Below are 22,693 nucleotides of genomic sequence, written 5' to 3'. Positions count from 1 at the left end.
CGGCCGTCTTGTTTCCATGTCCCGGGGCCGGCGCCTGGATCAGGCTGCGGAGGGAACATCGAAATATAGTCATCTATATTGCGGCGGCATCATAGCGTGGATTTACGACGCGCCGGGGCAGGCCGGCGCGTCGCGGGGCAGGGTAGCGGAAGGGATCTACTTGATGCCGGCCAGCTTGATCGTGATGATCGAAACGGTGCCCGGCGGGATGCCCGATGCGGCATGGGCCTGCGTCACGGGGGTGAGGATCTTCGCCGAGCCGCCAAGCCCCAGCTGCTTGACGATGCTCTGGAACAGCGGCGGCAGGTCCTTGACGTGGCTGCTGCGCGTTTCCCGGACCAGTTCTTCGCCCGTGGAGAGCTGTTCTTCGATGTCGAACAGGATTTCGTTTTTGTCCGCTACGCTCGGCGACTTGCCCTTGTCGAGAATCCTGTAGATCACGCCGTCCGGCATCTTGACGGCGCCTTTTTCCTTCGCGGCCGCCGCCAGCAGGGCCTTGCTCTCCTTTTCATTCTTGGACAGCATGGCGGTTTCCAGCTGCTGCTGCGCGCCGTCGAGTTCGGCCGAGAGCTTGGCCTGGGGCAGCTGCAGGCGGTTGTTGATCTTGTCGGTGAATCCCTGCGAGAAGGCCTGCAGGTCGAGCTTCTTGCCGATGGAGGCGAACTTCTGGGTTTCCTGCGGCGCGCTTTCCGCGTACCAGGCGCCGACGGCATAGCTGACGCGCACGTCCTTGGGCGCCGCGTCGTTGATGACGATGCGCCCGGCGCTGTCCGTCTTGTCCGCCTTGGCCTGTTGCGTGGATTGCGCGGCCTGTTGATCCCTGAGTTGCTGATCCTTGAGCTGCTGGTTGGCGGCTTGCAGCTCCGCCGCCTGTTGTTTCAGGCCGGCGATTTCGGTTCGCGCCGTGCCCAGGGCGGCGCTGAGCGCGCTGTCTTGAGAGGCCTTGCCTGCCGTCGCCGTCCTGGCGCTGGCGAGTTCGGCCGCCAGGGCGTCTCTTTGCGCTTGCGCGCCCTCAAGCTGCTGGCCCAGTTCGCGGATGCGGGCCTGGTTCTGCGCCTGCTCGGCGGCCTGGGCGCTGGATTCCGGCGAGCTGTTTCCTTGAGCCTGCCGCTGCGCAAGTTGCTCGGTGAGCAGCGCGTTGCCCTGTTCCATCGCGGCCAGCTTCTGCTCCAGTTCCTTGAGCTGTTCGTTCGCCTGCCGCAATTGGCCGACGAGTTCCGCGTTGGCGCTCGGCGCCTGTGCCGGGCTGCCTGCGCGCGGCGAGCCGGGCTGTGAGGGAACGGGATAGGCCTGGGGGCGGGCCTGTCCGTCGCCGATGATGCGGTCCTGGGCCAGCCGGTCCAGCAGGCTGGTTTCGATGGCAAACGCCGCCTTGCCGGAGAACAGCAGCGTGCCGCAAAGCGTCGCGTAGGCGTACTTTCTCATAGCTTGTTCAGGCTTTGGGCGCGGGTCCTCATATTGGAATAGACCGCGCTGTTGATTCGAACGCAAACCAGGGAGAGCATTTTCTTCACTTCCGTCAGCATGATTTCGGAAGCGTTTGAATCGATGAGCGCTTCGTTGGATTTGTAGATCCGGAAGTTCTCGTCGATGGCATTCATTTGTTCGCGGTATTTTTCATAACTCGCCGGATCCAGTTTTTTCAGCGCGGAAAACTCCTGGTAGCACTTTTCTTCCTGGTTTTGCGCCTCGGGTTCCTCGGAGACGCGGGCGGGGCTGAGGGTGTTGCAGCCCGTCAGGATGAGCGTCGCGAGCAGGGCGGCCACGCCGGATAGATGGAATCTCATTAAACGTCCTCGGGAATTTCTGATTGCTTTGCTGAGTTTCTGCGGGGAGGCGAGCAGCGGATCTTGGTCTTGGGTCAAGCCACGAGCGAAGTTGATGCATGGGTTCGAAAAATCGGCGCGCCAAAATAAATGACCTCCCGGAGGGAGGCGTGCGCGCATTGCTTTTTCTGCCACGGAATTAGACTATGGCCATCGGAATGGCGGCATAAGACAATTCTGAATTTGAGACGGGTACTCGGAGACTGCCCCGCATTTACAAGGGGAAACCCGGGCTGCGTGAAATCGATGCATTGCATCGTTTCAAATTGCCAGCCGCGAGCGCGGCCGCACCGCGCCAGCAATGCGCCATGCGCGACGGGTGATGAGTGACGAGCGGCGAGCGATGCGGGCGAAGAAGCGCGTGCGGCGGCCGTTGGCCGCCGAGGCTCAGGCGCGCGAGGCGCGCGCCGGCGAGGGGTTGAAGCCCAGTTTCTCGGAGATCTCGCGGGCCGCCCGCAGCAGGCTGTCCAGATAGGCGTCGCGGTTGTTCAGGCCGTCCTCGCGCGGCGTCACCAGGCAGAGCGTGGCGATGCAGGCGCCGTCGGCCTGGCGGACGGGCGCGGCGAAGCAGTGGGTGAAGTTCTCGACCACGCTGTTGAAGGCGAAGTAGCCGTCGCTGGCGGCGCGCCGGACCTCGGCGATGAAATCGGCGGCCGCGAGCCGGCCGCCGTCGGGCATGACGAAGTCCTCGGGCGGGATCAGCGCGCTGATCTGCGGGTCCGACAGGTGCGCCAGCAGCAGCCGGCCCGACGCGGTCCAGGGGATCGGAACCAGTTCGCCCACGCTGGACGAGATGCGGAATGGCCGCAGTCCTTCACGCATCATGGCGACCGTGTACTTATTGCCTTCGAGCAGGCACATCTGCGCGGTTTCGCGGGTTTCCTCGGCCAGGCGGACCAGCATGCGGTCGCATTCGCGCATCAGGTCGAACTGTTCGGCGTAGGCGGTGCCCAGGAAATACAGACGGCGGCCCAGGAACACGCGGCCGTCGCCGCCCTGGTATTCGAGCATGCCGTGTTCGAGCAGCAGGTTGACCAGCTCATAGACGGACGAGCGCGGCGCGCCGATGGCCGCGGCGATCTCGTTGGGGCGCAGGGACTGGCGCCGCACGCGCAGGAATTCCAGGATCTCGAACGCGCGGTCCAGCCCCCGGGTGCGTTTCGCCACGGTGTCGCCGGGGGCGTCGGCCATGTTCATCTCCAGTACCTCGTTCCGGTGGGATCCGCCGGCGGCGAATCCGTCCGCAAGTCGCGGACGGCCATCATAGGCGATCGGGCCCTAGCTGAAGCTCGACGACTTGAGGAACTCCGCCAGCCGCTCGGTCCGGGGGCGCGCGAACATCTCCCTGGGGTCGCCTTCTTCGCAGATCACGCCCTGGTTCATGAAGATGACCCGGGACGATACTTCGTAGGCGAAGCGCATTTCGTGCGTGACCAGCAGCATGGTCATGCCGTCGGCCGCCAGCGCCTTGATGACCTGCAGCACCTCGCCCACCAGTTCGGGGTCCAGCGCCGAGGTCACTTCGTCGAACAGCATCAGCCTGGGCGCCATGGCGATGGCGCGGGCGATGGCCACGCGCTGCTGCTGGCCGCCGGAGAGCTGGCCGGGGTAATGGTTGGCGCGGGCCGCCAGGCCCACGCGTTCCAGCCATTGTTCGGCGATGGCGCGGGCCTGGGCCTTGTCCAGCTTCTTGACCTTGATGAGGCCCAGCATGACGTTCTCGGCGGCGCTCATGTGGGGGAACAGGTTGAACTGCTGGAAGGCCATGCCGGTCAGCGCGCGCTGGCGGGCGATGTCCTTCTCGCTCTTGCGCCGGCGCTGGCCGCCTTCGACGTGGTAGCCGATTTCCTCGCCGTCCAGCCGGATGGTGCCGCCCTCGAACTCCTCCAGCATGTTGATGCAGCGGAGCAGGGTCGTCTTGCCCGAGCCGGACGAGCCGATGATGGAGATGACTTCGCCTTCGCGCACGGCGCAGTCCACGCCCTTGAGCACTTCGTTCTGGCCGTAGGCCTTGCGCAGGCCCGCGATGTCCAGGATGGTGTTGGCCACGATGGTGATCTCCTCAGGACGGCAGCGCGGTCTTGCGCTCGACGTATTTGCCAAGGCGCTCGATGCCGAAGTTCACGATGAAGTAAAGGCCTCCAGCCAGGAAATAGAACTGGAGGCTCATGAAGTTGCGCGAGATGATCTCCTGCGTGCGCAGCAGCAGCTCGGCCACGCCGATGACGGACAGCAGGGTGGACGCCTTGACCATCTCGGCCGCCGTGTTGACCCAGGCCGGCAGGCATTGGCGCAGCGCTTGCGGCCACAGCACCGACGAGAAAGTCTGGGTGAAGCTCAGGCCGATGGCCTTGGCGGCTTCGGTCTGGCCCCGGGGAATGGCCTGCAGCGCGCCGCGCACGATCTCGCCGACGTGCGACGAGCAGAACACCGCCAGCGCCAGCACGCCGGCCGCGAAGGGCCCCAGGTCCAGGCCGATGGCGGCCGACACGTAGTAGCTGGCCAGCACCAGGACCAGCACCGGCGTGCCGCGCACGATGTCGATGTAGGTCCGCAGCGCCAGGCGCGCGGCCCGGCCGCCATAGGTCAGGGCCAGGCCGGCCAGCACGCCCAGGACGGAGCCCGCGGCGATGGCCAGCAGCGAGATCGACACCGAGACCGCCAGGCCGTTCAGGATGACCTGGCGGGCGGCCCACAGTTGTTCAAGAAAGGTCTGCGACATGGGATTCACCTGGGCAGCGCCAGGCGGCGCTCGATCAGGCGCAGCGCGGCGGCGATGAGGAAGCAGCAGGCGACATAGAGCGCGGACGTGACGATCCAGGTCTCGATGACGCGGAAGCTCTCGACGTTGATCTTGCGCGCGGCGAAGGTCAGTTCGGGCACGGCGATGACGGCCGCCAGCGAGGTGTCCTTGAACAGCGAGATGATCGTGGACGACAGCGAGGGCAGCACGTTGCGCAGCATCAGCGGCGCGATGATGGTCGCGCGGATCTGCGTGGGCGTCAGGCCGATCGCCAGTCCGGCCTCGGTCAGGCCGCGCGGGATCGACAGCAGCCCGGCGCGGAACACCTCGGCCAGGTAGGCGCCGGAATAGAGCGACAGCACCAGCATGAAGCTCTTGATCTTGTCGATCCGGACTCCCAGCTGGGGCAGCGCGAAATAGGCGAACAACACCAGCACCAGGATGGGCAGGTTGCGCAGCAGGGTGACGTACAGCCGCGCCGGCGCGGACAGCGCCAGGCGCCTGGATGTCAGCGCGAAGGCCAGGGCCAGGCCGATCGCCGCGCCGATCAGGATGGAAACCGCGGCCAGGCCCAGGCTCAGCGCCAGGCCGCTGATCAGGTACTCGAAGTTGCGCCAGACGGCGCCGAAATTCAGCGTGTAGTCCATGCGTCGTTCCCGCAAGCAGGGTGGCGGCGGGGACGGCCCCGCCGCGGGCGAGGATCAGCGGTATTCGACCGGGAAGCCGATCTGCGGCGGCGGCAGGTCCTTGCCGAACCAGGTCTTGAACGACTTGGCGTAGGCGTCGAATTCGACGCCGGTCATGGCTTCGTGCAGGGCCGTGTTGACGAAGTTGAGCCAGTCCTGGTCGCCGCGCTTGACGGCGCAGGCGTAGGTCTGCGGGTTCCAGCCGTAGCCGGCGTCCTTGAAGCGGCCAGGATTCTGCGTCATGTACCAGGCCAGCGAGGACTGGTCGGTCGCCACCGCGTCGGCGCGGCCCGAGGCCAGCGCCTGGTAGATCAGGTCCACGGACTCGTATTGGTCGACATTGGCCTTGGGCAGCGCGGCGCGCACCATCGGTTCGGCGTAGACGTTCTGCAGTACCGAGATCGTCACGGACGAGCCGGCATTCTTCAACGCAGCGTAGTCGGCGTACTTGCCGTCGGCCTTGAGCATCAGGCCCACGCCTTCGCGGTAGTAGGGAATGGTGAAGGCGACCTGCTGGGCGCGTTCGCCCGTCACGGTCATGAACTGGCAGGTGATGTCGACCTTGTTGGTGGTGATGTTGGGGATGCGCGCGTCGGACGACTGGTTGACGTAGGTGATCTTGTCGGGATTGCCGAACAGCGCCTTGGCGATGATGCGGCCCATGTCCACGTCGAAGCCCTGCAGCTTGTCGTCCGCGCTCTTGAAATGCCAGGGCGCGTTGGTGCTGCCGGTGCCCAGGACGAGATGGCCGCGGGCCAGCACGTCTTCGAGCTTGCCGGCCTGGACGGGCGCGGCGGACAGGAGGGCGGCGGCGGCCAGCGACAGCAGGCCGGCGCGTACGGAAGTGGTCATGGCATTCCCCTTTGGATGGAAGCGGTGGTGGCGATCGTTATGTCCGGTATATCGGACATATGTCTTTTTTATTGGATCAATGCATTAGGCGTCACGGGTCATGCCTTGTCAATCAAGGGTTTCCACGGCCTGGCGCCAGCGCGCAAGGCAGGTGCGCGAGGCGGGAACGACAGGCAGCCGGCGGGCGGCGCGCGCTTGGTATGCTGCAAAGCTGATTCGTCCCTCGAGCGCCACGACCGCATGACCGACACGCCTCGCCACGACACGCCCGCCGTTCCTCATTCCTCCCTGGCCTCGGACGCGCGGCGCGCGCAGCTGCGGCGCATGAAGATCGCCGCGCTGCTCCTGCTGGCCGCCATGCTGGGCGGTTTCGTGGCCAGCCACGCGATGGGCGGGCAGGGCGTCTGGGCCTGGGTGCGGGCGTTCTGCGAGGCGGCCACCGTGGGCGCGCTGGCGGACTGGTTCGCGGTGGTGGCGCTGTTCCGCCGGCCGCTGGGGCTGCCGATTCCGCACACGGCCATCATCCCCGGCAACAAGGACCGCATCGGCGACAACCTGGCCGTGTTCGTGCGCGACCATTTCCTGGACCCGGACACGCTGCTGGAAAAACTGCGCGTGTTCGATCCGGCGGCGCGCCTGGCCCGCTGGCTGGAGCGGCCCAGGCAGGCGCGCGTCCTGAGCGAGGGCGCGCGCCGCGTGGCGCTGCAGACGCTGGATCTGCTGGACGACCGCGCGGTGCGCGGCGTGATCCAGGAGTTCGTGGTGTCCAATCTGCGGCGCTGGGACGCGTCCGCCACGGCCGGCGAGGTGCTGGGCCTGCTGACCCGCGATGGACGCCATCAAGAGCTGCTGGACGCCGCGCTGGAGCGGCTGGGCGGCTACCTGGGCACGGAAGAGGTGCGCGAGCGCGCCTCGAATCTACTGGTGAAGTTCGCGCGCAAGGAATGGCCGCGCATCATCGCGGCCGTGGACGTGATCGCCTCGGTGGACGGCATCGCCGACAACCTGGCCGACCGGCTGGCGCGCGCACTGGTGCAGGAGCTGCGCGAAGTGCTGTCGCAGCCGGATCATCCGGTGCGCCAGGACTACGAGGGCTGGCTGCAGGACTATATCGGACGGCTGCGCAGCGATCCGGCGCTGGCGGCGCAGGCCGAGGCGCTCAAGCAGCGCGCCATCGATCATCCGAAGGTGCAGGAATACGTGCGCGGACTATGGGACGACATCCACGCGGCGCTGCGGCGCGACCTGTCCACGCCGGACTCGGCGCTGGCCGCGCATCTGGAAAGCGCCTTGCTGGCGATGGGCCGCAAGCTCGCGGAGGATGCGGCGTTGCGCGAGGCGCTGAACCGCCACGTGCTGGGCGCGGCGCGCCGGCTCACCGGCAGGCTGCGCGCCGGCGTCACCGGGCATATCGCGCGTACCGTCAAGAATTGGGACGAGCGCCATCTGGTCGACGAGCTGGAACTGAGCGTGGGCCGCGACCTGCAGTACATCCGCTTCAACGGCACGCTGGTGGGCGGGCTGATCGGGGTGGGCCTGCACGCGCTGGTGCTGCTGGCGGGCGGCTGAGCGCCGGCCGCGTTGCCGCCAGGCAGGAACGCCGCGCCTACGCCACGCCATTGCGGCCATGCCGCCGGTAGCCCTCGCGTAATGCCAGCCGGTCGTAGTAGGCCGCCACCGCCGGCAGCGCTGGTTTCGCGAAAGGCGTCTCGAACCACCGGTTGACCGACAGGCCGACGGGAATGTCCGCCAGCGAGTAGCCGGCGCCCGCCACATGGCCGCCGGTGGCTTGCAGGCGCTGTTCCAGGATGCCCATGAACTGCGTCCAGGCCTGTTGCGAGGCCTGGATCGCGGCGGGATCCTGATGGGCGGGCGACTGGCGCGCCAGGGCCATGAAGGCGTAGCTCCATGAGCGGTTCAGGTCCGTGGCCTGCCAGTCCATCCATTGATCCACCCTGGCGCGCAGGCGCGCGTCGGCCGGGTAGAGCGCGCCGTCGCCGTACTGGTTGGCCAGGTAGCGGATGATGCTGTTCGATTCCCATAGCGTGAAGTCGCCGTCCTGGATGACGGGCACCATGGCGTTCGGGTTGAGCGCCAGGAAGGCCGGGGCATCGGTGGGCTGGAAGCCCGAGCCCCAGTCTTCGCGCTCGAAGGGCAGGCCGAGCTCGACGCAGGTCCACAGGACCTTGCGCACGTTGATGGATGAGGCTTTTCCCAGGATCTTCAGCATGAGGCGGACGGGGGGATGGACGATCGACCGGGCCAGTGTATGGCACGGCGCGTCCAGGCGGCAGATACAGTTTGCGTTTTCCCGGGCCGCAACAGTGCCGGCGCCGCCGGCAAACCGCCGCCGGCGAGGCCCGCTGGGCGAGGCATGGCCAGCCCGCGACCGTGCTCCGGATCAGCCGGCCACGGCTTCGGGCTGGGTGCGCAGCCTGGGGACTGGCGAGGCGCAGATCACGGCGAACTGCAGCGCGAAGCCCAGCGCCGAGACCCACAGGCAGGCGGCGATGTCCACATGCTCGGCCAGGGCCGCGCCGATCAGCGCGCCGAGGGGCCGGGCGCCGAAGGTGGCGGTCAGGATCACGGCCGACACGCGGCCCAGCATGGCGTTGGGCGTGACCGCCTGGCGCAGCGTGGTGGTGGCGATGGTCCAGAGGATGGGACCGGCGCCGAACAGGAAGAAGGCGAGCGCGGCCAGCGCGGGCGAGGGGCGCGCCAGGGTCAGCAGCATCAGGCCGCTGGCTAGCAGCGCGCACAGGGGGCCGGCGGCGATCAGCGCGCCGAAGCTCAGCCGGCGCGCCAGGCGCGGCGCCAGCAGCGCGCCGGCCAGCATGCCCAGGCCATAGATGCCCAGCGTCAGGCCCACGCCGGCGGCGTCCAGTCCCAGGTCGCGGATGGCATAGACCACGTAGACGGCTTGCAATATGAACCAGGCCAGGTTGAAGAACACGGCGGTGACCAGCACGGGCCGCAGCAGTGGATGGCGCAGCACGAAGGCGGCGCCTTCGACCAGTTCGCGTCCGATGTGGCGGTGTGCCGCCGTCGCGGCGGGCGCGTCGGCCGGCAGGCCCGCCAGCAGCAGGGCGGCCAGCAGCGACAGCGCGGTCGCCAGCGCATAGGCGGCGGACGCGCCCAGCGCGCTGACCAGCGCGCCGCCGGCGGCCGGACCGGCCGAGAAGGCGGCGCTGCGCGCCAGTTCCAGCCAGCGGTTGGCGCCGGCCAATTCGGCCGGGGGCACCAGCCGGGGCACCAGCGCGGGGGCGGCCACGTTGTAGGCGACGGTGCCGACAGCGCCCAGGAAACCCAGCGCGGCCAGCAGCGGCAGGGTCAGCTGGCCGGACCAGAGCAGCGCCAGCAGGCACAGCAGGCTGACGGCGCGCGCGCACTCGGCGGCGCTCATCAGCAGCCGGCGCTGCATGCGGTCGGCCAGCACGCCGGCGGGCAGCGACAGCAGCAGGAAGGGCAGGGTCTGGGCAGTCTGCAGATAGCCGGTCTGGGCGGCATCGGCGCCCAGCGCCAGCACGGCGGCCAGCGGCGCGGCGGCCAGGGCGATCTGTTCGGAGAATTGGGCGGCCAGGTTGGACGAGGCCAGTCGGCGGAACGCCGGAGACAGGGAGGGCATGGAGGCGATGGCAGCCGGTGCGTTGGACGGAAACCGTCCTGGCGCGGCGGTGAGCGGCCAGGACGGCGCAGACGCCATCATGGACGCCGCCGTCCGCCACGGCACTCCGCTACTTGCGCCGCCCTGCCGGGCGGCCGCCTCAGGGAATGGGCGGGTAGTCGCCGAAGCCGTCGGGCCAGGGCGTCAGCACTTCATAGCCGGTGTCGGTCACCACCACCATGTGCTCCCACTGCGCGGACAGCGAGCGGTCCTTGGTGACCACGGTCCAGCCGTCGGGCATCTGGCGCGTGGCCGGCTTGCCGGCGTTGATCATGGGTTCGATGGTGAACATCATGCCGGGCTGCAGCACCAGGCCCTCGCCGGGACGGCCGTAGTGCAGTACCTGCGGCTCGTCGTGGTAGATCTGGCCGATGCCGTGGCCACAGTACTCGCGCACGATGCTGAAGTGCTCGCGGTGCGCCACCGTCTGGATGGCGTGGCCGATGTCGCCCAGCGTGGCGCCCGGCCTGACGGCCATGATGCCGGCGCGCATGGCTTCGTAGGTGGTACGCACCAGCCGGCGGGCCAGCGGGCTGGGTTCGCCGACGTAGTACATGCGGCTGGTGTCGCCGTACCAGCCGTCCTTGATGACGGCCACGTCGATGTTCAGGATGTCGCCGTTCTTGAGCACCTTGGACGACGGGATGCCGTGGCAGATGACGTGGTTGGGCGAGGCGCAGATGGTCTTGGGAAAGCCGTGGTAGCCGATGTTGGCGGGGATGGCCTGCTGCACCTTGACGATGTGGTCGTGGCAGATGCGGTCCAGTTCGTCGGTGGTGACGCCGGGCCGCACGTGCTCGGCCACCACCTGCAGCACTTCGGCCGCAAGCGCGCCGGCCTTGCGGGCCATTTCGATGTCGGCGGCGGATTTGATCGAGACCTTCCTGGCCATCACGCGGCCTCCCGCTGCGCGTCTTGCGGTTGGCCCTGGGACAGGGCGGCGATGGAGAAGCCCTCGGCCTGCTCGATGCGGATCAGCAGCTGGCAGATGTCCGCGTGGCGCAGCTGGGGATACAGCTCGGACAGCATGCCGATGCGCATCCAGTGCTCGGCCTGGGAATTGATGGAGCGGCTGAGCGCGGCGCTGGCCACGCGCAGGTTCTCATGCATCTGCTCGGAGATCTTGACGATGCCCATGTAAGTGATCCGTATATGGTTTGTATATGGATCGTATCTTACTGCGGGCGCCGGGTCCGGCGCAAATCGGACCGGGCTTCAGGCCGTCTTGGCCCGGCCGCGCTTGGCGGCGGCAGGCTTGGCCGTCTTGCCCGCGCCCTTGGCGCCAGCCTTGGCCGAACCGCGGGCGGCTTCCCTGGCGGCCGCCACCGCGCCGTCGAACTGCTCCATCCAGGCCAGCGCGTCCAGGTAGGACAGGAACTGGTGCAGGTAACCGGGCGAGAGCTGGCGCATCAGCGCCAGCGAGCGATGGACCAGGTTGTTGGAATTGAGCGGGCCGGCATTGTCGGGCACCTGCTGTTCCGATTGGCGCAGCTGGCGGTTGGCGCTGACCTTGGCCCAGATGTCGCGGTACACGTCCAGCAGCGGCAGCTCGGGATAGGCGCCGCGCCAGGGCACGGCGTGGCCGGTGTCGAGCGCGCGGGCCAGGCTGGCCAGGGTGTCGGCGGGCAGGGGCGTGTCGACGGGCGCAAGGGCGGCCGAATCCCGCGCGTCATGGCCAGGCGCTTCCGATGATGGCCCGGGCGCGGGGCTGCCAGGCGCCGTCCCGTCCCGCTCCAGGTCCGCCGCGTAGGCGTCGAGCAGGGCGGCCAGGCGCTGGTCCAGCAGCGCGCGAGCGGAGCCGGCATGCGGCGCGGAGCGCCGCTCCAGCGCGTCCATGAAGCGGAAGCGCACGGGATCCAGGCGGTCGTCGCCGCGCTCGCGCCAGGCGTCCAGGCGCAGGCCGGCGGCGCTGCGCGGCCGGGCGAGGCGGCTGGCGGACTCGTCCACGGAGGCGATCAGGGCCTGGCGGTCCTGATCGCTTTCCTGGGCGGTCGGGACCGGATCCCGTTCGTGCCCGGGGTCGGCCTGCGCGTGGTCAGTCATTCGGTTTCTTGGCCGGGTCGCCGGCCAGGCGCGGCACCGGCGCGATTTCCACGCGGCGGTTCTTGGCCTGGCCCTCGGCGTCGGCGTTCGAGGCCACCGGCTGCTCCGAGCCGAAGGCCGCGGCGAACAGCGACGAGGACGGCACGCCGGCTTCGATCAGGGTGCGGGTGACGGTCAGCGCGCGCTGGGCCGACAGGTCCCAGTTGTCGGCGAAGCGTCGGTTGCCCTCGCGCACCTGCTGGTCGTCGGTGAAGCCGCTGACCATCAGGATCTCCTGGCGCGTGCCGAGGTAGGCGGTGAGCGGTTCGGCCAGGCTCTTGAGCAGCTCGCGGCCGTCGGGCTGGAGCTGGTCGGAGTTCAGCGCGAACAGCACGCTGCCGCTGATGCCGATGCGGCCATTGACCAGCGTGACGCGGCCCGCGGCCAGCGGGCCGGCCAGCACCTGTTCCAGGCTTTCGCGGCGATGAGTTTCCTCCTGGCGCTGCTTGACCTCGTCTTCCAGCTGGGTCGACAGTTCGAGCTGCATGCCGATCACGCTGACCAGGATCAGCACGAACGAGCCCAGCAGCACCGACATCAGGTCGCCAAAGACCGCCCAGGTGGGCGCGGTGGAGTCCACGCCGGCGTCGAAGTCCTCGCTCATGCGGCCTCGGTCCCCGCGTCGGCGCGCTGGCTGGCCAGGTGCTGCAGGTCTTCAATGATCTGCTTCTGCGACATCAGGCTCAGGTCCACCACTTCACGCGCTTGCGACACATAGTAGGAGAGCTGTTCGTCGCCACGGGCGATGGACTTGTCCAGCGCCGCCTCGATGCGTTCGAGCTGCGTGCCCAGCTTGTCGTTGGACGCGCTGAACAGCTGCACGGCGGCGCCGAAGGCCTCGCCCAGGCTGGCCACTTCGACGGCGCTGCCGGTGACCTGGGCCGAGACCTCGGCCAGCTTGCCGGTTTCGGATTCGACGCGTTCCGAGAACTGCGCGCCCACCCGGTCCATCAGTTCCGAGGTGGTGCCGACCAGCGCGTCCACGGCGGCGCGCTGCTCGGTGGAGGCGAGGTTGACGGCGTCCAGCAGGGTCGCCAGCGTGTCGAGCAGGCGGCCGCGCTCTTCCAGCATGGCATTGTCGTGGGCCAGGCTGTCGGACAGCTTCTGGCGCAGTTCGCCGATGACCTCGGCGGCGGCGCGAGGCGCTTCGGACGCGGCCTGCGCCAGGCGCTCGATCTCGGCGATGGTGGCGCTGGCGTGGGTGTGGGTGTGCTCGGAGATGTCGCGCGCGGCCTGGGCCAGCGCGTCGCAGATTTCCTGCTGGCGGCTGGCGGTGGCGGCGCCGGTCTGCTGCCATTCCTCGCGCAGCGCGGCGGCCATGCCGGCCAGCGAGCCGGTCCAGGCGTCCAGGCGGGCCTCGTCGCGGGCCACCAGGTCGCTTTGCAGGGCGACGGCGGCCTTGGGCGCCTCGGCGGCGGCATCGACCAGGCGGTTGATCTCGGCCAGCGTGTCGCTGGCATGGGCGCGCGATTGATCCGAGATCTGACGGGCGGTGTCGGCCAGCGCCTCGCAGATCTGCTGCTGGCGGCTGGCGGCGTCGGCGCCAGCCTGCTGCCATTCCTGGCGCAGCGTGGCGGCCATCTCGGCCAGCGTGCCGGTCCAGGCGTCCAGGCGGGCCTGGTCGCGGGCCACCAGCTCGGCCTGCAGGGCGACGGCGGCCTTGGGCGCTTCGGCGGCGGCATCGACCAGGCGGTTGATTTCCGCCAGCGTGCCGCTGGCCTGGGCGCGGCCTTGCTCGGAGATGTCCTGCGCGGCCAGCAGCAGGGCATCGCAGATTTCGCGCTGGCGGCTGGCGGCGTCGGCGCCGGCCTGCTGCCATTCCTGGCGCAGCGCGGCGGCCATCTCGGCCAGCGAGCCGCTCCAGGCGTCCAGGCGCTCGCGGTCGCGCGCGGCCAGCTCGCCCTGCAGGGCGAGGGCGGCCTTGGGCGCGTCGGCGGCGGCGTCGACCAGGCGGTTGATTTCCGCCAGCGTGCCGCTGGCCTGGGCCTGCGTCTGTTCGGAGATGTGCTGCGCGGCCAGGGCCAGTGCGTCACAGATTTCGCGCTGGCGGCTGGTGGCGTCGGCGCCGGCCTGCTGCCATTCCTGGCGCAGCGCGGCGGTCATCTCGGCCAGCGAGCCGCTCCAGGCGTCCAGGCGTTCGCGGTCGCGCGCGGCCAGTTCGTCCTGCAGCGCGAGGGCGGCCTTGGGCGCGTCGGCGGCGGCGTCGACCAGGCGGTTGATCTCGGCCAGCGTGCCGCTGGCCTGGGTGCGCGCCTGTTCGGAGATGTTCTGCGCGGCGAGCGCCAGCGCGTCGCAGATCTCGCGCTGGCGGCTGGCCGCCTCGGCGCCGGCCTGCTGCCATTCCTGGCGCAGCGCGGCGGTCATGTTCTCCAGCGAGGCCGTCCAGGCCTGCAGGCGATCCTGGTCGCGCGCGGCCAGCTCGGCCTGCAGCGCGGCGGCGGCCTTGGGCGCGTCGGCAGCGGCCTGCACCAGGCGGCTGATCTCGGCGATGGTCTCGCCGGCCTGCAGCTGGGTGTGGTCGGAGATGCGCTGGGCGGTCAGCGCCAGCGCGTCGCAGATCTCCTGCTGGCGGCCGGCGGTCTGCGCCGCTGCCTGTTCCCATTCCTGGCGCAGGGAGGCCGAGACCGAACCCAGCGACGCGTTCCAGGCTGCAAGGCGCTGCTCGTCGCGCGCCATCAGCGCGGACTGCAGGTCGGCGTGGGACTGGCTCACGGCTTGCACCAGCGCGGCCGATTGGCGTTCGAGCGCGGCGGCGGCCGAGGCCAGCGCCTGCTGGTTGTCGCCGGCCAGCTTCTCGCCGGCGCGTTCCTGGCGCGACAGCGCGCCGTCCCAGACATCGGACAGCTTGCCGGCCGAGGCTTCCATGCGCGTGGACATGCCGTCCATCAGCGCGGCGGAGCGCTGCGCGAAGGTGGCGGCGAACTGATCCAGCGAGACGCGCAGATCGTTCGCCAGCGTTTCGTTGGCGCGCTGCTGGCCGTCCAGCGCGCGCGCCCAGATGCCGGCCACGTCGGCGGTGGATTCGCGGAATCCGGCGGACAGGCCGTCGAGCTGGCGCTGCACCGCGTCGGACACGGTGTCGCGCAGCGCGGCGGTCTCGCGCGCCAGGCCGGTCATGGTGGCTTCCACGACAGGCTGCAGCGCCGCGCCTGCGGCGCGGGCGCTGTCGGCCACGCTGGCCTTGAGCGTCTGTTCGACCGAGGCGGCCAGGCGGCTGTAGGCGGCCTCGGCCTTGCCCTGGAAGGCGTCCTGGCTGGCGAGCTGGCGGTCATTCATGGCCTGGCCCTGGCGCTCGACGGCGTCGATCATGGCCTGCAGGCGCTCGGCCAGGGCCGGCATGGCGTCGGCCTGGCGTTGCAGCAGCTTGAGCGTTTCCTCGCGCTGGTAGCTTTGCGAATAAGGGCGCAGCGTGGTGGCGACGCGGGCGTCGAATTGCTGCGAGGCCAGGATGCGGTCGCGCCGACAGAGCGCGGACAGCAGGCCCAGCATGGCCGAGGTGGCGACGCCGGCGATCGAGGTGCCGAAGGCGAAGCCCAGGCCCTTGACCGGCGCGGCCAGCGAGGCGCGGATGGCGTGCAGGTCGGTGGCGCTTTCCAGCGCCAGGCCGGTGCCGCGCAGCGTGACCACCATGCCCAGGAAGGTGCCGAGCATGCCCAGCAGCACCAGCAGGCCGACCAGGTAGGGCGTGAGCGAGGGGCCGGGCAGGGCGGCGCGCTCGCCTTCGATGCGCAGCCGGGCGGCGTGGCGCAGGCTGGGCGGCAGGGAGTCGAGCCAGCCGGCCAGCGAGGCGGGCGGGGCGTCCAGCCCGGCCACCGCCTGGCGCAGCCCGCCGGTGGCGCGGCCGTAGCGGTACAGCTCGAAGGCGCCCGCCATGTAGAACAGGGCGATCAGCAGCGTGACACCGAGCGCCAACGGGTTCGAGCCGACATAGCCCGCGCCGATCCAGCCTGCCGCGGCCAGGCCCACAAGAAAAACGACCAGATTGATGAGGTATCGGGACATAGTGTCCTAATTAGCGGGTGCGAAGCGCCGCGAGCAGCCCTTCCACCGGTTGAAAACGAATATCCAGTTCGGCCAGCAGCACGCTGCGCATGTCCTTGCGAAACGTGTCCAGCCAGGCGCCGGGCTTGGCCGGCGGCGGCATGTCCGCCGCCTCGGCTTCTTCCTGCGCCGATTGCTCGGCCTTGCGCAGCCGCTCGAAATGCGCGCCGAGCAGCGTCGGAATGCTCGTCATGAGGGCGCGTTCGCGCACGCTGAGCGATCTTTCCATGATGGCGTCCACCATCGCCAGCCGGGTCATTTCCGGATTGCGTCCGGCCAGCATGCCGCGCAGGCGGCTGCGCATGCCGCCGATGCCGTTCTCCATCGTGTGCTGCAGCGACACATAGCGCTGGCGGAAGCTGGAGTAGTCGGCGTCGGTCGGCGCCTTGGGCACGGCCTGCGTCCGCGAGGGCGGCTGCCGGCCGCGGGGCCGGGCGGCGGTGAATTCGGTGTCGCTGGCGATGGCATCGGCCAGCGTGGTCCGCAGCTTCAGGCTTTCCCGGTCCTGCTCGCTGTCGAACGCCGGGCCGCCCGGCGCCATGGCCGGCGGCTTGCCGTCCAGCACGGCGGCGAGCGCGATGGCGTCCGTCCAGCCCAGCCAGAGGCTGAGCCGGTCGGAAAGGGATTGTCCGGATTCGGGAACGTCGACGTCCGTCAGGCGAGCAAGCAAGCGAACGAGCGTCGGGCCGCTGAAACCTGTGCGCCGAGGGGCTTGCACCATACCACCAGAGCCAAAAAGGGGGGAGTTTACACGCTGGCGAGGCGGAAGGCGGGCCCCCGGGGGGCGGCGGGCGGATGCAGGGAGGAAGGCGGGTGGATTCCCCTGGGGGACGGAGCGCCGCCGGTTTGGGCGGCGGCGTCCGTTCAGCGGCTTTCGGACGCCGGCTCGGGCTGGCGCACGGCGCGGATCCTGCCGCTGGTGCTGCCGCCGCAATAGAACACGCCGTCGCCGGCCTCCAGCCCGGAGACGTAGACGCCCGGCGGCATGAGCAGGCTCTCCTGCACCTCCCCGGTCTCGGGCGAGACGCGGCGCAGCTCGCTTTCGTCGTTTTCCCAGGTGCCGTGCCACAGGCCGCCGTTGGTCCAGGTGACGCCGGTGACGTAGCGGTCCGAGGCGATGGTGCGCAGGATCTTGCCCGTGGCCGGGTCGATCTTGTGGATCTTGCGCTCGCGGTAGTGCGCCACCCACAGCGCGCCCTCGGCCCAGGCCATGCCCGAGCAGCCCTCGGCGGGCGCGGGCAGCGTGGCCAGGATCTCGCCGCTGCGCGGGTCGACCTTCTGGATGCTCGGACCGGCGAGCTGGTACAGGTGCCGGCCGTCGTAGGCGGTGCCGGCGTGCGCCGTCATCTTGATGATGCTGACGACCTTGCCGCTGGCCGGGTCCATCGATTGCAGCGAATCGCCGGTGGCGAACCAGACCCGGCGGCCGTCGTGGCTGACGCCGTGGACATCGGTGACGCCGGGGAAGGGGCCGTATTCACGGACGATCTGGGCGGGAGCGGATTTCATGGCGGGAAGTCTCCGGATGGGAATGGAGCCATGCTAGTCCGCTGGCGGCAGCGGCGGGAGTAACAAAACCGTCGCGCATCCGGGCGGCGGCGGCGCGGCCCAGCGGCGCGCGCGTCCCTGTCCCAGCGGTTGGGCCTGACCGGCGGCCGCCAGGGTTTCCAAGGCGCGCTGCACCGAACGCTGGCTGGCGCCCAGCGCCAGGGCCAGCGCGGCGCTGGACCAGGGCTGGCCGTCAGCCAGCAGGGCCTGCAGTTCCGGGTGGGCGCCTTCATCGGGCGGGGCCAGCGTCACGGCTTCGCAGCCGGGCGGCAGGGTCAGCGCATAGCCCCGGCGGCTGGCACGGACCTCGGCCATGCCCTTCAGGGCGGCGCGCAGCCGGCCGGCCTCCACCCGCAGGCGGGCGCGATGGGTTTCGTCGGGCCGCCGCAGGCGGAAGACGGCGGCGATCAGCGCCTCGCGCGGCGCGTCGCCGGGCCAGGCCTCGGCCAGCTGGCGGGCCAGCGCGAACAGCACCGGCCGCCGCGACAGGTCCACCGTGGCCATGGGACCGCGCAGCGCCTGGCGGGCGGTGTCCGCCACCAGCGCGTCCGAGGCCATCAGCGCTTCCACTTCGTCCAGGCGCAGCAGGCGCTGCGCGCCGTGGCGGATCAGCCTGGCCGCCGGGGCCTCAAGTAGACGGGAAAGCGCGTCGGCCTCGGCCTGTAGCGCGCCGATGCCGGATGCGCGCGCGGCGGTCCGGGCCTGGGCCAGCGCCAGGCGGGCGGGTTCGGCCTGCAGGCGGCGCAGGGCGATGCCGGCGGCGGCCAAGGCATGCACCGCCCGCGCGGCGGCGGGCAGCGACGCCTGCTCCCAGCCGGCGATGGCGACGGCGGCGTCGTCGGCGCGGCCCAGCAGCAGCAGGCGCCGAGCATGCAGCAGCCGGGCATGGGCGGCGTTGGCCAGGTCGCCATGCCGCAGCAGGGCCTGCCGGGTGGATTCCAGCGTTTCATCGGGCCAGTCCAGGTCGCGCATGGCCAGCGCCACATCGGCTTCGGCCAGCTCGCAGCGCGCCCGCGCCAGTTCCTGGTCCGGGCGGAACGCGCGGGCCGCGCGCCGCAGCAGGGCGCGGGCGCGTTCCAGATCGCCCAGCTGGGCCAGGGCGATGCCGCGCAGCGCCAGCGCCGGCGGGTCGCCGCGCAGCGCGACATGGTGCAGCGCGCCCAGCGGATCGCCCGAGGCGAGCGCGCGGGCGGCGGCGGCCAGGGGCGAGTCCATGGGAGATCCCGGCGCGGCGGCCTCAGCCCTGGGACAGGGTCACGGCGCCGAAGGTCATCCACACGGAGGCGGTTTCCGACGCCTGTCCGCGATAGGTGCCGCTGGCGCCGCCCAGGCGCATGGCCACGGCGGCGAATTCCCAGGCCTGCATGTCGTCGCACTCGACCTTGCGGTTGCTGTACTCGGGCAATCCATGGGCTTCGCCGAAGGCGCGCGCCAGTTCGGCGTGTTCGGCCAGTTCCGGCGGCACGGACGGGTGATCCCAGCCCCACAGGAAGGATCCGTCGTCGCTGTTGGTGGTGCCCACGATCTGGACAGGGGCCGAGGCATGCATGCCGTCGGGCAGCACGAAGCGGATCAGCCCCTCGTCCATGTCCACCGACCAGCGCTCGGCTTGGTCCAGGTGCCAGGAACCGCAATGGGCGGCGGTGGCGGCCTTCATGCCTTCCACGCTCTGCGCGATATAGACGCGGGGATCGGCGGGGGCGGTGTTGTGGGCGTCGGTCATGAGTGGATGGTTCCAGGAAAGGGGTAAGAGTGATGGCGTGGGTCAGGCCGAGGCCGGACGCGGCAACAGATAGGCCACGGTGTCGCGCCCGTAGTGCGTTTCGGTGCCGGCCTGGACGAAGCCGAGTTTTTCGAGCACGCGCCGCGAGGCCAGGTTGTCCGGCCAGGCGACGGCGGACAGGGCCGCGACATCCAGCATGCGCCAGGCATAGTCGCACAGCTGGCGGCCGGCTGCGGTGGCGCAGCCCCGGCCCCAGGCGCGCCGTTGCAGCCGGTAGGCGAGCTGGATGCGATCGGTGCCGGGCAAGGCCGTCAGGCTGGCCCAGCCGACCGCGTCGCCGTCGGCCACCACGGCCCAGTGGCCCAGCAGGCCGGGCGCCTCGAGCAGCCAGTCGAGCAGTTCGCGGCGGCGCGCCTCGGTGGCCGGCTTGACGCCGGTGCTGTAGCGCATGACCTCGGGGTCGGACTCCAGGGCCAGCAGCATGGGCACGTCGTCCACGCACATGCGGCGCAGGGCAACCGGCGGACGTTCGGCTGGGACGGTGAGGATGGGCATGAACCGGGCGGCGGCGGACGGTCTGGATATCTGTAGCGGCGAGGATAGCAGACCTTGCCGTTGCCGGCTGTCACTCGCATCGGTTCGTGGAAATATAATTAGCTGCCATATGATATGCTGCCTTCTTATTTTTTGAGGAGCGGTACATGGACAGTCCGGACGGCATGCTGGAACCCAAGCACCACGCTTTGCTGAACGAGTCGGCGCGCCGGAGGCTGCCGTCGGCGGACGGCGTGCGCCTGTGTTTCCAGCTGCTGGCCACGGCCGGCGCGATCGACCGCGATTGCGCGGCGCGGTTGGCGCCGCGCGGCCTGTCAGAAGGCAAGTTCGTGTTGCTGTTCCTGTTGCACGGCCAGTCCGGCGGCCTGTCGCCGCATGAACTGGCCGAGCGCGCCGGTGTCACGCGCGCCACCGTTACCGGCCTGCTCGATGGGCTGGAGCGCGACGGTTTCCTGCGGCGCGAGGCCGATGAGGTCGACAGGCGGCGAGTGCAGGTGCTGTTGAGCGCAAAGGGCAAGGCCATGGCGACGAAGCTGTTCGCCGAGCACACGCAATGGATAGGCGGGCTGTTCGAAGCCCTGTCCCCGGCGGAACGCAAGCGGCTGGGTGAATTGCTGGGCAAGGTCTGGCGCGCCACGGACAGCGGCCGCGCGGCGTTGCAGGAGGTGGCGCGATGAGCAGGAAGGCAGCCAGGACGCCCGCCGCCGGACGCGGCGTGCAGGACATCAGCCCCGCGCGGCGCGCGCAGTTGGACGCTGGCGCGCCGGCATCCAACCTGACCGAGTGCCTGGCGGTGGATTTCGCCGCGCTGATGGCGGCCGCCGTGCCGCAGGCCGGCGCCGACGCGGCAGAGGCCTTGCGCGCGGCGGCGGGGCAGGGCATCTCGCGCCGCATGGCGCTGGCCGGCGCCCTGCTGCTGGAGCGTCTGGGGCCGGCGGGCTTCGAGTCGCTGCGCGGGCACGCGTCCGACACGGTGCGCGGCTGGGCCTGCTTCATGGCCGGCGCGATGCCGGGCCTGGAACTGGAAGCGCGGCTGCGCCTGATCCGGCCGCTGGCCGACGACGCGCACTTCGGCGTCAGGGAATGGGTCTGGATGGCGCTGCGTCCCGGACTGACGGTGGAACTGCGGCGCTCGGTGGCCTTGCTGACGCCGTGGACCAAGGAACCGTCGGAGCGTCTGCGCCGCTTCGCCAGCGAGTCGCTGCGTCCGCGCGGCGTGTGGTGCGCGCACATCGCCGAGCTGAAGGCCGATCCGGCTATCGGCCTGCCGCTGCTGACGCCATTGCGCGCCGATCCATCCGTGTATGTGCAGGACTCGGTGGCCAACTGGCTGAACGACGCCAGCAAGGACCAGCCGGACTGGGTGCGCGGCGTATGCGCGCGCTGGCAGGCCGATGCGCCGGCCGAGGCCACGCTGCGGATCTGCAGGCGCGCGCTGCGCACGGTCGGCGCCTGAAGCGGGCGCCGCCGAGGCCGGGCTGGCGCTCAGGCCTCGGCTTGCAAGGCCGCGAGCGTGTGCGGCCGCTGGCCGATGCGCGCCATGTAGGCACGCAGCGCCGGCCAGCGTTCCAGCGCGATGCCGAAGCGCGGCGCCCAGCGCAGCACGGTGTACAGATAGGCGTCGGCCACGCTGTAGCCGGCGTCCAGCAGCCAGCCGTCGGCGTCCAGGGCGGCCGCCGTGTAGTCCAGCCGCTTCTCCAGCCGCGCCTGCCACCAGGCGCGCGCCGAGGCTTCCAGATCGGTGTTGAACAGCGGTCCGAAGCCGCCGTGGATCTCGGCCGAGATGAAGGCCAGCCATTCGTGCAGGCGGTGACGCGCCCACGAGCCCGCCGGCGGCGCCAGCCCGGCTTCGGGCTTCAGGTCCGCCAGATACAGCAGGATGGCCGGGCCCTCGGTCAGCACCCGGCCGTCCGCGAGCTTGAGCGCGGCGACATAGCCCTTGGGATTGATGGCGAGAAAGTCCTCGCCGCGGTCGCTGCGCTTGGCGCGGTTGTCCACGCGCGACAGCGCATGGGGCAGGCCCAGCTCGCGCAGCACGATATGCGGCGCCAGCGAGCAGGCCTCGGGCGCGTAGTACAGGGTCAGGGGAGAGGGGGAGACGTCGGTGGTCATGCTGGGATCCGGCTTGGTGAAGGAGAGACGCCAGCATGAACCCGTCCTGGGCATGCGTAAAATTAACTTATCAGAAAGTAGATATAAGGCTAACTAATGCCATGATGAACCTCATCCATTGGCGGCTGCTGCAGGCGGTGGCCGACGCCGGCAGCATCACCCACGCCGCCGCCCAGGTCGGCATGACCCAGTCGGGCGCCAGCCAGGCCATCGCCCAGCTGGAAGACAGCATGGGCGCGCCACTGTTCCTGCGCGAGCGCCGCCGCACGGTGCCGACCGCGCTGGGCTTGCAGGCGGTGGCCGAGGCCCGCCTGATGCTGGCTTCGCTGGACCGCCTGCGGGCGTTGGCGCGACAGGCGCGCGGCGAGGCCGGGGGCACGCTGCGCCTGGCCAGCCTGCCCATCGTGTTCTCCACCATCCTGCCGCCGCTGCTGCGGCGTTTCCGACAGGCGCATCCGGGCATCGAGGTCGTACCGCTGGAGGCCAGCGACCACGAAATCGAGACGCTGCTGGCGGCAGGCACCGTGGATCTGGGCGTGGTGCTGAACGCGCCGCCGGACAGCGGCGTCTGTCCGCTGGGCGAGGACGACTGGGTGGCCGTGGTGCCCGCCGCGCATCCGCTGGCGCGCGGACCCGGCGGCGGCGTGGCGCTGGCCGACCTGGCGGCGCAGCCCTTCGTGCTGGCCACCGGCGGCTGCAGCGTCAACGCGGGCAGCGTGGCCGAGCAGGCCGGGCTGGCGCTGCGCGACGTGCGCGCCACGGTCACGGAATGGTCCAGCGCCTTCGCGCTGGTGCGCGAGGGCGTGGGCGTGACCCTGGCGCCCGAACTGACCCTGCCCGAAAACCGGCGCGGACTGCGGG

At 70.2% G+C, this 22,693-nt stretch carries 24 protein-coding genes; 4 read left to right on the top strand and 20 right to left on the bottom strand.

Going from position 1 to position 22,693, the window contains the following annotated elements; translation table 11 throughout:
• Positions 1 to 156: 156 nt before the first annotated feature.
• The 7 genes from AC6LJ9_RS19820 to AC6LJ9_RS19790 form a co-directional block, all read right to left on the bottom strand.
• A complete protein-coding gene (locus AC6LJ9_RS19820) occupies positions 157 to 1,425 on the bottom strand; it encodes an FKBP-type peptidyl-prolyl cis-trans isomerase N-terminal domain-containing protein (RefSeq protein ID WP_498148913.1) in 1,269 nt (422 codons plus the stop codon).
• Positions 1,422 to 1,946, bottom strand: a complete 525-nt coding sequence (locus AC6LJ9_RS19815) for a YuaE family lipoprotein (protein WP_498148912.1) — start codon at positions 1,944 to 1,946, stop codon at positions 1,422 to 1,424. The genes AC6LJ9_RS19820 and AC6LJ9_RS19815 overlap by 4 nt, the downstream gene beginning before the upstream one ends.
• Before the next feature lie 267 nt (positions 1,947 to 2,213).
• Positions 2,214 to 3,017 carry an IclR family transcriptional regulator gene (locus AC6LJ9_RS19810; protein WP_498148911.1) on the bottom strand — a complete coding sequence of 268 codons (804 nt, stop codon included), beginning with the start codon at positions 3,015 to 3,017 and terminating at the stop codon, positions 2,214 to 2,216.
• A gap of 87 nt (positions 3,018 to 3,104) precedes the next feature.
• On the bottom strand, positions 3,105 to 3,875 hold the full coding sequence (locus AC6LJ9_RS19805) for an amino acid ABC transporter ATP-binding protein (RefSeq protein ID WP_498139692.1): 771 nt from the start codon (positions 3,873 to 3,875) through the stop codon (positions 3,105 to 3,107).
• Between the two features lie 13 nt (positions 3,876 to 3,888).
• The gene (locus tag AC6LJ9_RS19800) at positions 3,889 to 4,548 is read right to left on the bottom strand and encodes an amino acid ABC transporter permease (protein WP_498148910.1); all 660 of its coding nucleotides are present in this window, start codon (positions 4,546 to 4,548) and stop codon (positions 3,889 to 3,891) included.
• A 5-nt stretch (positions 4,549 to 4,553) separates the two neighbouring features.
• A complete protein-coding gene (locus AC6LJ9_RS19795; RefSeq protein ID WP_498148909.1) occupies positions 4,554 to 5,216 on the bottom strand; it encodes an amino acid ABC transporter permease in 663 nt (220 codons plus the stop codon).
• A gap of 54 nt (positions 5,217 to 5,270) precedes the next feature.
• Complete coding sequence (locus AC6LJ9_RS19790; RefSeq protein WP_498148908.1) at positions 5,271 to 6,107, bottom strand: transporter substrate-binding protein; 837 nt, start codon at positions 6,105 to 6,107, stop codon at positions 5,271 to 5,273.
• A 240-nt stretch (positions 6,108 to 6,347) separates the two neighbouring features.
• Between AC6LJ9_RS19790 and AC6LJ9_RS19785 the strand changes: the two genes are divergently transcribed.
• Entirely contained in the window at positions 6,348 to 7,676 is a 1,329-nt protein-coding gene (locus AC6LJ9_RS19785) for a DUF445 domain-containing protein (protein ID WP_498148907.1), read from the top strand.
• Positions 7,677 to 7,713: 37 nt separating this feature from the next.
• Here AC6LJ9_RS19785 and AC6LJ9_RS19780 read toward each other — a convergent pair whose 3' ends face one another.
• The 12 genes from AC6LJ9_RS19780 to AC6LJ9_RS19725 all read right to left on the bottom strand — a co-directional run bounded on the left by AC6LJ9_RS19780 (position 7,714) and on the right by AC6LJ9_RS19725 (position 19,720).
• Complete coding sequence (locus tag AC6LJ9_RS19780) at positions 7,714 to 8,337, bottom strand: glutathione S-transferase family protein (protein ID WP_498148906.1); 624 nt, start codon at positions 8,335 to 8,337, stop codon at positions 7,714 to 7,716.
• Positions 8,338 to 8,508: 171 nt separating this feature from the next.
• Positions 8,509 to 9,732, bottom strand: a complete 1,224-nt coding sequence (locus AC6LJ9_RS19775) for an MFS transporter (protein WP_498148905.1) — start codon at positions 9,730 to 9,732, stop codon at positions 8,509 to 8,511.
• A gap of 139 nt (positions 9,733 to 9,871) precedes the next feature.
• Positions 9,872 to 10,663, bottom strand: coding sequence for a type I methionyl aminopeptidase (map, locus tag AC6LJ9_RS19770; RefSeq protein WP_498148904.1), 792 nt, complete (start codon positions 10,661 to 10,663; stop codon positions 9,872 to 9,874).
• A complete protein-coding gene (locus AC6LJ9_RS19765; protein ID WP_212322480.1) occupies positions 10,663 to 10,908 on the bottom strand; it encodes a ParD-like family protein in 246 nt (81 codons plus the stop codon). Before AC6LJ9_RS19765 ends, map begins: the two co-directional genes overlap by 1 nt.
• Before the next feature lie 78 nt (positions 10,909 to 10,986).
• Entirely contained in the window at positions 10,987 to 11,814 is an 828-nt protein-coding gene (locus tag AC6LJ9_RS19760) for a DUF2894 domain-containing protein (RefSeq protein WP_498148903.1), read from the bottom strand.
• Positions 11,807 to 12,457, bottom strand: coding sequence for an OmpA family protein (locus AC6LJ9_RS19755; RefSeq protein ID WP_498148902.1), 651 nt, complete (start codon positions 12,455 to 12,457; stop codon positions 11,807 to 11,809). The genes AC6LJ9_RS19760 and AC6LJ9_RS19755 overlap by 8 nt, the downstream gene beginning before the upstream one ends.
• A complete protein-coding gene (locus AC6LJ9_RS19750) occupies positions 12,454 to 15,855 on the bottom strand; it encodes a DUF802 domain-containing protein (RefSeq protein ID WP_498148901.1) in 3,402 nt (1,133 codons plus the stop codon). Before AC6LJ9_RS19750 ends, AC6LJ9_RS19755 begins: the two co-directional genes overlap by 4 nt.
• A 10-nt stretch (positions 15,856 to 15,865) precedes the next feature.
• On the bottom strand, positions 15,866 to 16,615 hold the full coding sequence (locus AC6LJ9_RS19745; RefSeq protein ID WP_498148900.1) for a DUF3348 domain-containing protein: 750 nt from the start codon (positions 16,613 to 16,615) through the stop codon (positions 15,866 to 15,868).
• Between the two features lie 143 nt (positions 16,616 to 16,758).
• Entirely contained in the window at positions 16,759 to 17,403 is a 645-nt protein-coding gene (locus AC6LJ9_RS19740) for a Vgb family protein (protein WP_498148899.1), read from the bottom strand.
• Between the two features lie 33 nt (positions 17,404 to 17,436).
• Positions 17,437 to 18,657 carry a helix-turn-helix domain-containing protein gene (locus tag AC6LJ9_RS19735; RefSeq protein ID WP_498148898.1) on the bottom strand — a complete coding sequence of 407 codons (1,221 nt, stop codon included), beginning with the start codon at positions 18,655 to 18,657 and terminating at the stop codon, positions 17,437 to 17,439.
• A gap of 22 nt (positions 18,658 to 18,679) precedes the next feature.
• A complete protein-coding gene (locus AC6LJ9_RS19730; RefSeq protein WP_498148897.1) occupies positions 18,680 to 19,165 on the bottom strand; it encodes a DUF6882 domain-containing protein in 486 nt (161 codons plus the stop codon).
• 42 nt (positions 19,166 to 19,207) lie between these two features.
• Positions 19,208 to 19,720 carry a GNAT family N-acetyltransferase gene (locus AC6LJ9_RS19725; RefSeq protein WP_498148896.1) on the bottom strand — a complete coding sequence of 171 codons (513 nt, stop codon included), beginning with the start codon at positions 19,718 to 19,720 and terminating at the stop codon, positions 19,208 to 19,210.
• A gap of 146 nt (positions 19,721 to 19,866) precedes the next feature.
• On the opposite strand from AC6LJ9_RS19725, the gene AC6LJ9_RS19720 reads away from it, so the two are divergent.
• Both AC6LJ9_RS19720 and AC6LJ9_RS19715 read left to right on the top strand, forming a co-directional pair.
• Entirely contained in the window at positions 19,867 to 20,397 is a 531-nt protein-coding gene (locus AC6LJ9_RS19720) for a MarR family winged helix-turn-helix transcriptional regulator (protein WP_498148895.1), read from the top strand.
• Complete coding sequence (locus AC6LJ9_RS19715) at positions 20,394 to 21,176, top strand: DNA alkylation repair protein (RefSeq protein ID WP_498148894.1); 783 nt, start codon at positions 20,394 to 20,396, stop codon at positions 21,174 to 21,176. The genes AC6LJ9_RS19720 and AC6LJ9_RS19715 overlap by 4 nt, the downstream gene beginning before the upstream one ends.
• Before the next feature lie 29 nt (positions 21,177 to 21,205).
• Here the strand turns inward: AC6LJ9_RS19715 and gstA are convergent, their stop codons facing one another.
• Positions 21,206 to 21,805 (bottom strand): glutathione transferase GstA, encoded by a 600-nt coding sequence (gene gstA / locus AC6LJ9_RS19710; RefSeq protein WP_498148928.1) that lies wholly within the window; start codon positions 21,803 to 21,805, stop codon positions 21,206 to 21,208.
• Positions 21,806 to 21,933: 128 nt separating this feature from the next.
• Between gstA and AC6LJ9_RS19705 the strand changes: the two genes are divergently transcribed.
• Positions 21,934 to 22,693 (top strand): LysR family transcriptional regulator (locus AC6LJ9_RS19705; RefSeq protein ID WP_498148893.1); only part of this gene is annotated, 760 nt, incomplete at its 3' end.

Source organism: Achromobacter sp. 1011811831 (assembly GCF_059760905.1).
The sequence above is the reverse complement of the archived record's forward strand: the minus strand, read 5'-3'. Positions and strand labels throughout refer to the sequence as shown.

Excerpts from the sequence above, each read along its gene's own strand:
- AC6LJ9_RS19820 (WP_498148913.1), bottom strand. The coding sequence starts at position 1,425 with ATGAGAAAGTACGCCTACGCGACGCTTTGCGGCACGCTGCTGTTCTCC.
- AC6LJ9_RS19815 (WP_498148912.1), bottom strand. The coding sequence starts at position 1,946 with ATGCGCGCACGCCTCCCTCCGGGAGGTCATTTATTTTGGCGCGCCGAT.
- AC6LJ9_RS19810 (WP_498148911.1), bottom strand. The coding sequence starts at position 3,017 with ATGGCCGACGCCCCCGGCGACACCGTGGCGAAACGCACCCGGGGGCTG.
- AC6LJ9_RS19800 (WP_498148910.1), bottom strand. The coding sequence starts at position 4,548 with ATGTCGCAGACCTTTCTTGAACAACTGTGGGCCGCCCGCCAGGTCATC.
- AC6LJ9_RS19795 (WP_498148909.1), bottom strand. The coding sequence starts at position 5,216 with ATGGACTACACGCTGAATTTCGGCGCCGTCTGGCGCAACTTCGAGTAC.
- AC6LJ9_RS19790 (WP_498148908.1), bottom strand. The coding sequence starts at position 6,107 with ATGACCACTTCCGTACGCGCCGGCCTGCTGTCGCTGGCCGCCGCCGCC.
- AC6LJ9_RS19785 (WP_498148907.1), top strand. The coding sequence starts at position 6,348 with ATGACCGACACGCCTCGCCACGACACGCCCGCCGTTCCTCATTCCTCC.
- AC6LJ9_RS19780 (WP_498148906.1), bottom strand. The coding sequence starts at position 8,337 with ATGCTGAAGATCCTGGGAAAAGCCTCATCCATCAACGTGCGCAAGGTC.
- AC6LJ9_RS19775 (WP_498148905.1), bottom strand. The coding sequence starts at position 9,732 with ATGCCCTCCCTGTCTCCGGCGTTCCGCCGACTGGCCTCGTCCAACCTG.
- map (WP_498148904.1), bottom strand. The coding sequence starts at position 10,663 with ATGGCCAGGAAGGTCTCGATCAAATCCGCCGCCGACATCGAAATGGCC.
- AC6LJ9_RS19765 (WP_212322480.1), bottom strand. The coding sequence starts at position 10,908 with ATGGGCATCGTCAAGATCTCCGAGCAGATGCATGAGAACCTGCGCGTG.
- AC6LJ9_RS19760 (WP_498148903.1), bottom strand. The coding sequence starts at position 11,814 with ATGACTGACCACGCGCAGGCCGACCCCGGGCACGAACGGGATCCGGTC.
- AC6LJ9_RS19755 (WP_498148902.1), bottom strand. The coding sequence starts at position 12,457 with ATGAGCGAGGACTTCGACGCCGGCGTGGACTCCACCGCGCCCACCTGG.
- AC6LJ9_RS19750 (WP_498148901.1), bottom strand. The coding sequence starts at position 15,855 with ATGTCCCGATACCTCATCAATCTGGTCGTTTTTCTTGTGGGCCTGGCC.
- AC6LJ9_RS19745 (WP_498148900.1), bottom strand. The coding sequence starts at position 16,615 with ATGGTGCAAGCCCCTCGGCGCACAGGTTTCAGCGGCCCGACGCTCGTT.
- AC6LJ9_RS19740 (WP_498148899.1), bottom strand. The coding sequence starts at position 17,403 with ATGAAATCCGCTCCCGCCCAGATCGTCCGTGAATACGGCCCCTTCCCC.
- AC6LJ9_RS19735 (WP_498148898.1), bottom strand. The coding sequence starts at position 18,657 with ATGGACTCGCCCCTGGCCGCCGCCGCCCGCGCGCTCGCCTCGGGCGAT.
- AC6LJ9_RS19730 (WP_498148897.1), bottom strand. The coding sequence starts at position 19,165 with ATGACCGACGCCCACAACACCGCCCCCGCCGATCCCCGCGTCTATATC.
- AC6LJ9_RS19725 (WP_498148896.1), bottom strand. The coding sequence starts at position 19,720 with ATGCCCATCCTCACCGTCCCAGCCGAACGTCCGCCGGTTGCCCTGCGC.
- AC6LJ9_RS19720 (WP_498148895.1), top strand. The coding sequence starts at position 19,867 with ATGGACAGTCCGGACGGCATGCTGGAACCCAAGCACCACGCTTTGCTG.
- AC6LJ9_RS19715 (WP_498148894.1), top strand. The coding sequence starts at position 20,394 with ATGAGCAGGAAGGCAGCCAGGACGCCCGCCGCCGGACGCGGCGTGCAG.